This is a genomic window from Oceanicoccus sagamiensis (genome assembly GCF_002117105.1).
GTDB classification, from domain to species: domain Bacteria; phylum Pseudomonadota; class Gammaproteobacteria; order Pseudomonadales; family Dasaniaceae; genus Oceanicoccus; species Oceanicoccus sagamiensis.
In genome coordinates, this window is sequence record NZ_CP019343.1 from 3647252 (window position 1) to 3660789 (window position 13538).

Here is a 13538-nt window from a genome sequence, read left to right on the forward strand (position 1 = left end):
CATGCTGGCGATTATTGGCGGGACTGGCCTTAACGAGTTCAGTGAAGGGGAGGTTGTGGGGGAGCGCCATAATCATTATGGCTATACCTCAGCGGCCATTGTTCAATCAGAGGTGGCTGGGCGCTCGGTCTGCTTTTTGGCCCGCCATGGCAATCCCCATACCATAGCACCTCATCAAGTTAATTACCGCGCCAACTTGTGGGCGCTAAAACAGTTGGGTGTTAGCCAAATACTGGCGGTTAATGCCGTTGGTGGTATTAGTCCAGCGATGGTGGCTGGTGCGTTAGTCTCGCCGGATCAGCTGATTGATTATACCTATGGCCGCGAACATACTTTGTACGATGGCAGTGATGATAAGCTGGAGCATATTGATTTTAGTTTCCCTTTTGCTGAAAATCTACGCGGCGCATTGAGTCGTGCGGCTGATAGCTGTGCACTACCTTTGTTAGATAAAGCAGTTTACGGTGTGACTCAGGGGCCGCGATTAGAAACCGCCGCAGAGATTGACCGGATGGATCGTGACGGCTGTGATATTGTTGGAATGACGGCTATGCCGGAAGCAGGCTTGGCCAGAGAGTTAGCAATGGATTATGCCAGCCTGTGTTTAGTGGTAAATCCGGCGGCGGGGCGCAGTGATCGTTTGATCACCATGGATGATATTCACCGAGTGGTGGATACCGGTATGGTTAAGGTTAGGGCGCTGCTGACGGCTGCGCTGGCTGAGCTTCAATGAGCTCTGTATTGCTGCCCCCAGCTTCGTTAAATTCCGTTTCGACCGTTTCAGGAAATTCATAGGGTGTAATTCTCACCAGCAAGCCCATTAATGGGTGATCAATATAGTGCAGTTCATTACTCCGCATTCTCCGTGACTGACGCATGGTGGCGGTTTGTTCAACGGCATATTGATTACCGGCTAAATCGAGAAACGGGTTTTCCATATCATTATTGTTAACAAATAGCGTGCCTGAGTTGGCAGCTAAGTTGCTCTGGTTAAACACGTCCTGATTGCTGTCGTTAGTCTCAGCTATACCAGAACTGGCACTGGAAGTTACAGGGGCTTTGGGCAATACCGGCCATGGGTTTTGCAGGCGGCCCGCATTGCTAACAAAAGTGCTTAGCCACAAATCGGTGGTGATATGCAGATAGCGCTCCAGACCCAGACTAATTGAACCTTCTAACTCAAAATGATTGTCGAATTGATCGCCACCGCGGATAAGCAGGCTTTCAGAGTCATTGCGCTTGCCGATGGGTTGTCGCCAGGCACCGTGAAATAATTGGCGCAGATCTCTTTGGCGCAATAGTTTTTGCTTGATCTCGGCAAAGCTAAGTTCATCCTTGGCTAGCAGTGTAAAAGGCTGTTCCTGCAAAGTAACCATAATCGGTTCGGGCAGTAGTATTTGTTCAGCGGCTGCTTCAGCTATGGGGGCGAGAGCCTCTGTTGCTGGGGTCTGTGTTGCTGATGTGTTAGTTGCTGAGGTATTAGTTGCAGAGCTCTCTGCTTCAGGCAGTACTTCAGTCGTTGCGTCTGTATGCCCTGACCAATCATTAAGTAGGACTTCAGTTTGTGCGGCCTGCTTCAACTCAACAATACGTTGCGGATATTTTAAGCCCATTTCCTTGGGCCAGACTTCAGTATTGCTGGCGGCAGCTTCCTGATAGGCAAAAATAAACACCTCAATTTGGTACCATTTTTGTTCGCTATCTTCCTGGCTGCTATCTTGCGCCAGTGCTGTGCCAGTGGCCATTAATAAGGTAGTCAGCCCCATCATCGCTAATGAGGCCACTCTCTGTGTTAGTCCGTATTTCAAGCTACCGCCTTGTTTGAGCTGTCAGGGGTTAATAGTTCCAATAGCTTATCAATAAAATCAAACCGTTGTTCGGTTTCTTCCAGTGATTCACTAAATTTTAAGGCCGTCGCGCCAGCTAACTGGTAGGTGGCGGGTTGGCTTTGCACCAATTTAACCAGCGCTATCGGTTCGACCTGAGTATCGTCGGCAAATTCCAATTTACCTCCGGTGGCAGAGCCCTCTACTTTAACAATACCAATTGCCTGGGCTCGTAGTTTCAGTTCAGTGGCTCTAAACAGGTTTTTAACCGGATCAGGCAATAGGCCAAAGCGATCAATCATCTCAACCTGCAATTCTCTTAAGTCATTGCTGCTTTCGGCATTGGCAATCCGTTTGTATAAGATCAGACGAGTGTGTACATCGGGTAAATAGTCATCCGGTATTAACGCCGGTAACCTCAGGTTTACTTCGCTGCCCGGTTTAAAGGCATCTTCAATATTGGTTTCTTTACCTTCCTTAATGGCCTTGACCGCACGTTCAAGCATTTCCATATAGAGCGTAAAACCAATGCTATGAATTTGACCGCTTTGATCGTCACCCAGCAATTCACCGGCACCACGAATTTCAAGGTCATGGGTGGCGAGGGTAAAGCCCGAGCCAAGGTCTTCGGCCTGGCTGATCGCATCCAGGCGTTTTTCTGCATCCTTGGTCATATTTTTAATGCCGGGTGTTAGCAGGTAGGCATAGGCCTGATGGTGAGAGCGGCCAACCCGTCCACGCAATTGGTGTAACTGTGCCAGGCCAAACTTATCGGCCCGATCAATAATAATGGTGTTAGCGCTAGGGACGTCAATACCTGTTTCTATAATGGTGGTACAGAGCAAGACATTAAAACGTTTATGATAAAAGTCCGACATCACTTGCTCAAGTTGTCGCTCAGGCATTTGGCCGTGGCCAATACCGATGCGCAATTCGGGTACTAGTTCCTGTAACTCTCTAGCCGTTTGCTCAATGGTTTTTACTTCATTGTGCAGATAATACACCTGACCACCCCGTAAAATTTCACGCAGCATCGCTTCTTTGATAATGCCTTTATCGGTTTGCCGGACAAAGGTTTTTACCGATAGGCGGCGGGCCGGTGGTGTGGCGATAATCGATAGATCGCGCATACCCGACATCGCCATATTTAAGGTACGAGGAATTGGTGTTGCGGTTAAGGTCAGAATGTCGACTTCCGAACGCAGGGATTTCAGCTTCTCTTTTTGTCTCACACCAAAGCGATGTTCTTCGTCGATAATCAATAAGCCCAGATTATGGTATTTAACATCGCCCTGTAGCAGCTTATGGGTGCCAATTAAAATATCCACCTTGCCGGCGGCTACTTTGGCCAGTACTTGTTCGGCTTCCTTGTTGCTGCGGAAACGGGATAATACTTCAACGGTGACCGGCCAGTCGGCGAAGCGATCCTTAAAGGATTCATAGTGTTGTTGGGCGAGTAGGGTGGTGGGCACTAAAATTGCTACTTGCTTACTATTATGCACGGCAACAAATGCTGCCCGCATAGCCACTTCGGTTTTACCAAAGCCCACATCGCCACAGACCAGGCGATCGGTTGCGGTTGGGGCTTCAAGGTCAGAGAGAACCGCAGCAATTGCGGTTTCCTGATCCGGTGTTTCTTCAAAGGGAAAGCCCGCTGCAAATTTCTCATAGGCTTGCTTGGGGTTGGATAGGGCTTCACCAGGGCGTGCCGCTCTGCGGGCGTAGATATCCAGTAATTCGGCCGCAACATCGCGAATTTTTTCCGCCGCTTTACGTTTGGCTTTGGACCATTGGTCACTGCCAAGCCGATGCAATGGAGCGTGTTCTTCATCGGCACCGCTATAGCGGCTGATCAGATGCAGCGATGAAACCGGCACATAGAGTTTGGCGCCGTCGGCATATTCCAGTGTTAGAAATTCCGTGGTTTCACCCTCAACCCCAATCTCTTGCAAGCCGCGATAACGGCCTACGCCATGATCAAGGTGAACGACTGGCGCACCCATACGTAATTCTGTCAGGTTTTTAATCACCGCATCGCTATTGTCCTGAGTCTTGCGACGGCGGCGGCTTTGCATCACGCGCTGGCCAAAGAGTTGTGGCTCAGCGATCACGATGGTGTCACTCAGTTGCAGGCCAGCTTCCAGTGGTCCAATGGCAATCGCCAGGGTTTCATTACCGTCGATAAAGGCCTGCCAGCTTTCACAGCTTTCCGGTTTGATCGAGTGACGCTGTAATAAATCTAATAAGCTTTCCCTGCGCCCGGCGCTTTCTGCGCAAAATAAAATACGGGCATTGCTGTTACTGATAAGGTCTTCAATCTCTTTTAATGGATTTTCTGCCTGACTATCGATGGATAAAAAGGCCGGTGGCTGGCAGTCGAAGTTGCTGTTGCCGACTTTTTCTTCCAGCACATCCCGGTGCATTACAATACGCGGGTAATTTTTCAGGGCGGCGAATAATTGCTCATTAGGAATAAATAACTGTTGCGGGCTGAGCAATGGCCGTTGGGCGTCGATATTGCGATCTTCATAACGGGTATGCAGGTCGCGCCAAAATTGATCGGCGGCGCCTTCCAGGCCTTCAAGGTTAACGATCAGGCTATCTTTGGGTAAAAAATCAAACAGGGTGCTGGTGCTTTCAAAAAACAGTGGCAGATAATATTCGATACCGGCAGGGGCAATACCTTCACTGACATCCTGATAAATGGAACAGCGGCGATGGTCTACATCAAACTGTTCATGCCACTGGTTGCGAAAGCGGCGGATCCCCGCTTCATCCAGCGGGAACTCTTTACCCGGCAACAGATTAACGGATTGGATTTGCTCGACGGTGCGTTGGTTTTCAGGGTCGAAGGTGCGCAGGGTATCAACCTCGTCACCGAACAGGTCAACCCGAAAGGGCATGCTGCTACCCATGGGGAAGATATCCATAATAGAGCCGCGCAGGGCGAACTCACCGTGTTCATAGACGGTGTTGACGCAGCGGTAGCCATTGCCTTCCAGTGTTAGGCGCATGGCTTCAATATCAAACTGCTGACCTATTTCGATGACTAAGCTGTGTGCCTGAAGATACTCGCTGGGCAGTAAGCGGTGCATCAGCGTGGAAACTGGCACCACTAAAATCCCGCCTTTCATCTGTGATAGGCGATGAAGGGTGTGTAAGCGCTCTGAAATAATATCCTGATGGGGCGAAAACGTATCGTAGGGCAGGGTTTCCCAGTCGGGAAAGTGCACCACGTCCAGTTCGTTGCCATAAAAGCTCAGTTCCTGCTCATAACGCAGTGCGCTGGCCGTGTCATTACAGATTAATACGGTTAATTGGCCTGATTGATTGGCGGCATTGGCTATCGCCAGGCTGGCAGCGCTGCCAAATAGGCTGCCCCATCGTTGGCGGTCGCCCGCTTTAGTGCTGATGGCGGGAGAGAAGAGAGACTTGTGGCTCATAAAGGCTATTGCTAATGCTGGTCGCTGTATTTTGAGGGCGCTTATTGTAGCGTGACAAGAGGGTTTTTACAGCGCTGTTTTACGGCAATTTGCTGAGTGGCAGGGGCAATTGCCGCTAAAGATATACCATTATGGCCAATGCAGTGGTTTTATTCGGGCAATTTGTCTCGAAAAGCTCTGCAAGTGGTTGAACTTGGCGGGGTGAATGAACATAATACGCGCTTTTTTGGCAGGCCCAAATTTTCACATCGATAAAGGTATCCAACCGTGAGCACTGATAACAGTACCCGTAGCCGTCCTGATGACTATTTTAGTGATTGGAAAGAGCGTGAAGCCTTAGCCGAAGGTATGATTCCTTTGGTTGGTAAGCTCTACCGTAATAGCGTTAAAACTTATGTCTATGGCCAAAATTTAGTCAACCTGTCTGTATTGGATATTATGAAGGCTCACCGTGCAGTGCGTCAGGTTGAGGGCAATGAGTTGTCAGAGTTTGAAACCTTCCCGGTGATTAAGGCGCTGGCTGAATTAAACCTGGGTATTGCCCATATAGATGCTGGCCGTATTGCGGTGAAGTATGAAGAGACGGCTAAAGCCAATGGCGTTAGTGTTGAAGATTTTGTTCGTGAGGAAGTGGCTGAGTTAATCAATGATACGACGCCTGCACCTGAACCCCGTGATGTAGTGTTGTACGGCTTTGGTCGAATTGGTCGTTTAATGGCTCGCTTACTGATTGAGAAAACCGGTGGTGGTGACAACCTTCGCCTTAAGGCGATTGTTGTTCGTCAGGGCGGCGCCAAGAATGACTTGGTTAAGCGTGCCAGCCTATTACGTCGCGATTCGGTGCACGGTCCGTTCAACGGTACTATCCGTGTTGACGAAGAGCGCAGCTCCTTTGTGGCCAACGGTAATGAGATTAAAGTGATCTATGCCGGTTCTCCAGAAGAAGTGGACTACACCGAGCACGGTATCAATGATGCGATCGTTATTGATAACACCGGTATCTTTAAAGATGCAGAGGGCTTATCTCGCCACCTGCGCCCAGGTGCTTCCAAGGTTATCCTGACGGCTCCTGGCTCTGATGTCCCCAATATTGTTTATGGTATTAACAATGATGTGATCCGCGATGAAGATCGTATTATTTCAGCCGCAAGCTGTACCACCAATGCTATCTCGCCACCTTTGTATGCGATGGATGAGAAGTTCGGTATTGTGTCTGGCCATATTGAAACCATTCATGCTTATACCAATGACCAGAACCTGATCGATAACTATCACAAGGCAGACCGTCGTGGTCGTAGCGCGCCTTTGAATATGGTTATTACTTCTACCGGTGCCGCTAAGGCGGTTGCTAAAGTCTTGCCAGTAATGAAAGGCAAGCTGACGGGTAATGCGATTCGTGTTCCTACCCCCAATGTTTCTATGGCTATTTTAAAGCTGACTCTGGCTAAAGAGACCAGCGTAGAAGAAGTGAATGAATATATGCGTACTGTCTCGCTGCATTCACCGCTGCGTAAGCAGGTGGCTTACTCCAATTCTCCTGAAGTGGTTTCCAGTGACCTTGTAGGCTCAAGAGAAGCCTGTATCTATGATTCAGTGGCTACCATTGTTAATGGCAATCAGGTCATTATGTACTGCTGGTACGATAATGAATTTGGCTATAGCTGTCAGGTACACCGTGTACTTGAGCAGATGGCTGGGGTTGATTACCGGGTATTCCCTAAAGAAAACTAAGTTTGGCTTAGTGATCTTGTTAGAGAAGCCGCCTTTGGGCGGCTTTTTTGTGGGTGTGAGTTATTTCTAGTGTGGTAACGAGCTGAGGGGCCGATAGCGGGTTTTGCGACAACCTTCAATCCATCTCTATACCCAAAGCACTCCCTGCGGGCGCGGGGCAGGCTCGGCGCTCGATAGAAAGCATCCCTGCATTTTGATGGTCTCAAAACCTGCTACCAGCCTCTCAGTTGTTGGCATCACGTTTACACTTTCTTTCGGGGGATTTGAGTCAGATTCTCAGGTTTAAAGAGTTGCGCGACCTTGAGGGGTGAGTGAGGTTTGGGTTTTCAGGGGCGTAAAAATGCATGGGTGCATTTTTACGAGCGCCCACGGATGGCTTGCAGCGTCCCCTGAAAACCCACACCTTGCTCACCCGGTTCCACACCAAAACCAACCACCATTCTTCCCCTGAATAACGAAAATCCCCACAATCCAGCTCAATTCAATAAAAAACGCCTTTTAAATCAACCAAATGCGGCCAGTACCTATGGCATTTGCGCCCCCAGATCTTTATACTTGCGCCATTTTTAGGGGTGTGCCCTTGCTGGGCCAAAATATCAACGGAAACTGTACGATTCTTAGTCTATCCTTAGGCTTAGAATTTGTTCTTCTGTTGAGTCTGTTCCTTAAAACTCAAAGTTTTTTAACTATCAAGTGTCAGGCATATCTATGATTAAGATCAGTCGTGGTTTGGACTTGCCTATCTCTGGTGCACCGGTGCAGGTTATTAGTGAGGGGGCGAAAACACGCTCTGTTGCTTTAGTCGGCTTTGACTATGTAGGCATGAAGCCCACAATGTCCGTGCAAGTTGGAGATCGCGTCAAGACCGGTCAGCTACTATTTACCGATAAGAAAACCGAAGGGGTGAAATATACTTCGCCTGCTACTGGTACCGTATCGGCCATTAACCGAGGTGATAAGCGTGTATTTCAGTCGATTGTAATCGATGTGGAAGACGACGAGTTTGAAACCTTTGAATCAGGCGATGTAAACGCCATGGATCGACAGCAGATTGTCGATACCCTGATTAACTCCGGCCAGTGGACAGCTCTGCGCACGCGTCCCTATAGCCGTGTTCCTGCTCCAGATTCAACAGCGACTGCGATTTTTGTTACGGCGATGGATACCCACCCATTGGCAGCTGACCCGGCAGTGATTATTGCTGAGCAAGCGGCAGCGTTTGAAGGTGGCCTAACAGCATTAAGCAAGCTGAGCGATAAAGTTTTTGTTGCTACCGCTCCTGGCGCCAATATCCCAACCGGTTCTGCCAAGGTAGAAACCGCTGAGTTTGCTGGCCCACATCCAGCAGGCCTGGTTGGTACTCATATGCATTACCTGAACCCGGTTAGCGCTAATAAAGTTGCCTGGTCGATTGCTTATCAGGATGTTATCGCCATCGGTAAGTTATTTGCTGAAGGCAAACTATCGGTTGAGCGGGTTGTTGCTCTGGCGGGACCCCAGGTCGATAAGCCTGGGCTGGTTAGAACCCGTTTAGGTGCCAATCTGGAAGAGTTAACCGCCGGTAAGGTTAAGCCTGACAATAACCGTGTTATCTCCGGCTCGGTTTTAGGCGGTCGCACTGCTCGTGGCGCGGTTTCATACCTTGGCCGTTACCACTCACAAGTGAGCGTATTGCTGGAAGGTGATGAGCGTGAATTTATGGGTTGGATGTCACCAGGTGCTGGCAAACACTCAAACCTGGCCATCTATATCTCCCAGTTTACCAAAAGCAAGCTGTTGGATTTCACCACCACCACAAACGGTAGTGAAAGAGCAATGGTCCCCGTAGGCAGCTACGAAAAAGTGATGCCGCTGGATATTTTGCCCACCCAATTGTTGCGTTCATTGATTGTTGGCGATACCGCCATGGCGCAAGATCTTGGTTGTTTAGAATTAGATGAGGAAGACCTGGCGTTGTGTACTTACGTCTGCTCAGGTAAGTACGAGTATGGCCCAATACTCCGCGATAACCTCACTCGCATAGAGAAGGAGGGTTAATCATGGCGGTCAAATTCCCCGCACTGCGTAAAATACTCGACGATATGGAACCGCACTTCCATAAAGGCGGTAAATACGAAAACTGGTTTGCGCTCTATGAAGCCGCAGACACGATTTTCTACTCTCCCGGTTCTACCACTAAAACCACAGCTCACGTCCGTGACGGTGTTGATCTTAAGCGTATTATGATCACTGTTTGGTTGTGTGCTTTCCCTGCGATGTTTTTTGGTATGTGGAATGTTGGTTTTCAAGCCAATACCATTCTTGCCGAAACTGGCTTGGCAATGACTGATGACTGGCGTGTTGGCCTGATCACAGCCTTCGCTGGCAACGATCCTGCAAGTATGTGGGATAACTTCTGGTATGGCCTGTGGTACTTTGTGCCGGTTTATGCCGTCACCTTTATTGTGGGTGGCTTCTGGGAAGTCTTGTTTGCCATGAAGCGTGGCCATGAAGTTAACGAAGGTTTCTTTGTTACCTCTATCTTATTTGCTTTGATTTGCCCACCGTCGATTCCGCTATGGCAGGTTGCCCTGGGTATCACCTTTGGTGTGGTTATCGGTAAAGAAGTGTTCGGTGGTACGGGTAAAAACTTCCTTAACCCGGCTTTAACCGGTCGTGCTTTCTTATTCTTTGCTTACCCAGCTTCTATGTCGGGTGATGCAGTATGGACAGCGGTGGATGGTTACACCGGTGCAACGGCCTTATCGGTGGTTGCTTCTGATGGTGTGGCTGCTCTGCAAAATTCACTGACTTGGTGGGATTCGTTTGCCGGCTTTGAAGCGGGCTCAATGGGTGAAACCTCTACCTTGGCAATTCTGTTAGGTGGTGTGGTTCTGCTTTGGACGCGAATTGCTTCCTGGCGCATTGTGACCGGCGTTATGCTGGGTATGGTGGCTCTAACGACCTTACTAAACCTTATCGGTTCCGAGACCAACCCGATGTTTGCCATGCCCTGGTACTGGCATTTAACCATTGGTGGTTTTGCCTTCGGTATGATCTTTATGGCGACTGACCCTGTGTCAGCTTCAATGACCAATACCGGTAAATGGTGGTTTGGTGCTTTGATCGGTGTAATGGTGGTACTGATTCGTGTTGTAAACCCTGCATTCCCGGAAGGTATGATGCTGGCCATTCTATTTGCCAACTTATTCTCTCCTGTGATCGACCACTTTGTGGTGCAAGCTAACATTAAACGGAGGCTCGCCCGTGGCTAATAAAGAAACTACCTCCAAAACGATTATCGTTGCGCTGGTTCTATGTATTGTGTGTTCGCTGGTTGTATCCAGTGCGGCAGTACTGTTAAAAGACCAGCAGGACGCCAATAAAAAACTGGACCGCTATAGCAATATCCTGGCTGCCGCTGGTTTGTTGAATGAAGACGAAAGTATTGAAGATCAATACCAGCGTCTGATTACTGCCAGAGTTGTCGATCTTGATACCGGTCGTTATACCGATGCGGTAGACGCTGCTACCTTCGACCAGCGTCGCGCTGCTAAAGACAATGATTTGTCTGAAGCCTTAAGTAGCGCAGATGATTTGGCAAAGATTTCACGCCGTGAAAACTATTCCATGGTTTATCTGGTGCTCTCTGAAGGTGAGCTACAGAAAATTATCCTGCCGGTTCGCGGCTATGGTCTGTGGTCAACTATGCGTGGCTTTATCGCGCTGGAAAATGATGGCAATACCATCGCTGGTTTAGGCTTTTCTGAGCACGGTGAAACACCGGGGCTGGGTGGGGAAATTGATAACCCCAAGTGGAAGTCGCTATGGCCGGGTAAAAAGGTTTATCAAAACGGTGAAGTTGAAGTCGGTTTGATCAAAGGCTCAGTAACCCCGGGCAGCGCTAATGCCGACTATGAAGTCGATGGTCTGGCCGGTGCTACCTTAACCAGCCGCGGTGTGACCAATCTGGTGCACTTCTGGTTGGGTGAGAAGGGCTTTCAGAAGTTCCTCACTAATTTACGTTCAGGGGAGGCAGGATAATGTCTACAGTTAAGGATTCGCTAGTCGATCCCATCTTTAAAAATAACCCGATCGCCTTACAGGTATTGGGTATCTGTTCTGCTCTGGCGGTAACTTCCAGCTTAAAAGTTACTTTAGTTATGTGTATGTCGGTGATCGTGGTGTGTGCTTGTTCAAACACCGCTATCTCAGTTATCCGCAACGTAATCCCGAACAGCATCCGTATTATTGTACAGATGGTAATTATCGCTTCATTGGTAATCGTGGTTGACCAAATACTGAAGGCTTATTTCTACGAAATCAGCAAACAGTTGTCAGTATTTGTTGGCTTGATTATAACTAACTGTATCGTCATGGGCCGTGCTGAAGCCTTTGCGATGAAGAACTCGCCGCTGCCAAGCTTTTTTGATGGTGTCGGCAATGGTTTGGGTTACTCAGCCATTTTGGTTGCTATCGCGATTGTGCGTGAGCTATTTGGTTCAGGCAAGTTAATGGGTATTGAAATTCTGCCACTGGTTAACGATGGCGGTTGGTATCAGCCTAACGGTTTATTACTGTTGCCACCTAGTGCCTTCTTCCTGATTGGTCTGTTTATCTGGGCACTGCGCTCATGGAAAAAAGACCAGGTGGAAGAGCCGGAGTTTAAAATTACTTCGAATACCACTAACGCGCAGGAGGCAGTGTAATGGAAGAGTTACTGAGTTTATTTGTTCGCTCTGTCTTTATCGACAATATGGCTTTGGCCTTCTTTTTGGGCATGTGTACTTTATTGGCACTGTCCAAAAAAATGCAGGCTGCTATTGGTCTGGGTATCGCCGTTATCGTAGTGCTGGGTATTACTGTCCCAGTTAACTATATGATCTATACCTACTTGCTCAAAGAGGGTGCGCTGGTTTGGCTAAGCCCTGACTTTGCCACGGTTGATTTAAGTTTCCTAGGCTTGTTGAGTTATATCGGTGTTATCGCTGCACTGGTACAGATTCTGGAAATGTTTCTGGATAAATTTGTACCGGCGCTTTATAACGCTCTGGGTGTGTTTCTACCGTTAATCACGGTTAACTGTGCCATTATGGGTGCTTCTCTCTTTATGGTTGAGCGCGACTATGGTTTAGGTGAGTCAGTGGTCTTCGGTTTGGGTTCCGGTGTAGGTTGGGCGCTAGCCATTATCTTACTGGCCGGTATCCGCGAGAAAATGAAATACAGCGATGTACCCGACGGTCTGCAAGGCTTGGGTATTACGTTTATTACTGTTGGCTTGATGTCGTTAGGCTTTATGTCTTTCGGCGGCATTGATCTATAAGAGGCGCTTTAGTATGAATCAGGTAATTGTCCTCGGCGTAGGCATGTTTACAGTTGTCGTCCTCACTTTGGTGGCGGTAATTTTATTTGCCCGTGCTCGTATGGTGAGTTCAGGTAACGTCAATATTGAAATCAATGGCCAGAAAACCATCTCCGTTCCGGCGGGTGATAAGTTGCTGCAAACTTTGGCATCTAACGATATCTTCTTGGCTTCGGCCTGTGGTGGCGGTGGTAGTTGTGCGCAATGTAAGTGTATTGTGAATGACGGTGGTGGCTCTATGCTACCAACGGAAGAACCACACTTTACACCTCGCGAATCTCGCGAAGGCTGGCGTCTGTCATGTCAGGCTCCAGTTAAGCAGGATATGAAAATTGAAGTACCCGAAGAGGTGTTTGGTATTAAGCAGTGGGAGTGTACTGTTGAAAGTAACCCCAATGTGGCCACCTTTATTAAGGAGCTAACGCTCAAACTGCCTGAAGGTGAAAATGTAGATTTTCGCGCCGGTGGTTATGTGCAGCTTGAAGCGCCCGCTCACCATATTAAATACAGCGACTTTGATGTAGGTGAGGAATACAGAGGCGACTGGGAGCGTTTTGGTTTCTTTGATGTTGAATCAAAAGTGGATGAGCCGATAATCCGTGCTTACTCCATGGCAAACTACCCGGAAGAAAAGGGCATAGTTAAGTTTAATATCCGCTGCGCCACACCTCCGCCAAACAACTTAAGCCTGCCAGCGGGACAGATGTCCTCTTGGGTATTTAGCCTTAAGCCCGGTGATAAGGTGACCGTATTTGGTCCTTTCGGTGAGTTCTTTGCGAAAGAAACAGATTCGGAAATGGTGTTTATCGGCGGTGGTGCTGGTATGGCGCCGATGCGTTCGCATATCTTCGATCAACTTAAGCGTATTGGTACCGACCGTAAGGTGTCTTTCTGGTACGGTGCGCGCTCATTGCGCGAAGTGTTTTACGCTGAAGAATATGATGCACTGGCGGAAGAGTTTCCAAACTTTAGCTGGCATCTGGCATTAAGTGATGCCCAGCCAGAAGATAATTGGACGGGTATGACCGGCTTTATTCATAATGTTGTACATGATAACTATTTGGGCGAGCATACCGCCCCTGAAGATTGTGAGTTTTATATGTGTGGACCGCCAATGATGAACTCAGCGGTGATAAATATGCTACACAGTTTGGGTGTGGAAGATGAAAACATTATGCTGGATGAATTCTAAAAACA

General features: G+C 48.5%; 10 protein-coding genes. 8 read left to right on the forward strand and 2 right to left on the reverse strand.

Going from position 1 to position 13538, the window contains the following annotated elements; translation table 11 throughout:
* Nucleotide 1 precedes the first annotated feature (1 nt).
* Nucleotides 2-733: an S-methyl-5'-thioinosine phosphorylase gene (locus BST96_RS16535; protein ID WP_085759756.1), complete on the forward strand. Its 732-nt coding sequence runs from the start codon at nucleotides 2-4 to the stop codon at nucleotides 731-733.
* Here BST96_RS16535 and BST96_RS16540 read toward each other — a convergent pair.
* Nucleotides 693-1808 carry a CsiV family protein gene (locus BST96_RS16540; protein ID WP_157117996.1) on the reverse strand — a complete coding sequence of 372 codons (1116 nt, stop codon included), beginning with the start codon at nucleotides 1806-1808 and terminating at the stop codon, nucleotides 693-695. The two genes, BST96_RS16535 and BST96_RS16540, sit on opposite strands and share 41 nt — an antisense overlap.
* Nucleotides 1805-5269: a transcription-repair coupling factor gene (gene mfd / locus BST96_RS16545; protein ID WP_085759758.1), complete on the reverse strand. Its 3465-nt coding sequence runs from the start codon at nucleotides 5267-5269 to the stop codon at nucleotides 1805-1807. Before mfd ends, BST96_RS16540 begins: the two co-directional genes overlap by 4 nt.
* 348 nt (nucleotides 5270-5617) lie before the next feature.
* Here mfd and BST96_RS16550 point away from each other — a divergent pair, with 348 nt between their 5' ends.
* From BST96_RS16550 to nqrF, 7 genes are all read left to right on the forward strand, one after another.
* Nucleotides 5618-7000 (forward strand): glyceraldehyde-3-phosphate dehydrogenase, encoded by a 1383-nt coding sequence (locus BST96_RS16550; RefSeq protein ID WP_420814635.1) that lies wholly within the window; start codon nucleotides 5618-5620, stop codon nucleotides 6998-7000.
* 708 nt (nucleotides 7001-7708) lie between these two features.
* On the forward strand, nucleotides 7709-9037 hold the full coding sequence (locus BST96_RS16555) for a Na(+)-translocating NADH-quinone reductase subunit A (protein ID WP_085759760.1): 1329 nt from the start codon (nucleotides 7709-7711) through the stop codon (nucleotides 9035-9037).
* 2 nt (nucleotides 9038-9039) lie between these two features.
* Nucleotides 9040-10254, forward strand: a complete 1215-nt coding sequence (locus BST96_RS16560) for an NADH:ubiquinone reductase (Na(+)-transporting) subunit B (protein ID WP_085759761.1) — start codon at nucleotides 9040-9042, stop codon at nucleotides 10252-10254.
* Entirely contained in the window at nucleotides 10247-11023 is a 777-nt protein-coding gene (locus BST96_RS16565; protein ID WP_085759762.1) for a Na(+)-translocating NADH-quinone reductase subunit C, read from the forward strand. The genes BST96_RS16560 and BST96_RS16565 overlap by 8 nt, the downstream gene beginning before the upstream one ends.
* On the forward strand, nucleotides 11023-11688 hold the full coding sequence (locus BST96_RS16570) for an NADH:ubiquinone reductase (Na(+)-transporting) subunit D (protein ID WP_085759763.1): 666 nt from the start codon (nucleotides 11023-11025) through the stop codon (nucleotides 11686-11688). Before BST96_RS16565 ends, BST96_RS16570 begins: the two co-directional genes overlap by 1 nt.
* The gene (nqrE, locus tag BST96_RS16575; RefSeq protein WP_085759764.1) at nucleotides 11688-12302 is read left to right on the forward strand and encodes an NADH:ubiquinone reductase (Na(+)-transporting) subunit E; all 615 of its coding nucleotides are present in this window, start codon (nucleotides 11688-11690) and stop codon (nucleotides 12300-12302) included. Before BST96_RS16570 ends, nqrE begins: the two co-directional genes overlap by 1 nt.
* A gap of 13 nt (nucleotides 12303-12315) precedes the next feature.
* Nucleotides 12316-13533, forward strand: a complete 1218-nt coding sequence (gene nqrF, locus BST96_RS16580) for an NADH:ubiquinone reductase (Na(+)-transporting) subunit F (RefSeq protein ID WP_085759765.1) — start codon at nucleotides 12316-12318, stop codon at nucleotides 13531-13533.
* The last annotated feature ends 5 nt before the right edge of the window (nucleotides 13534-13538 follow it).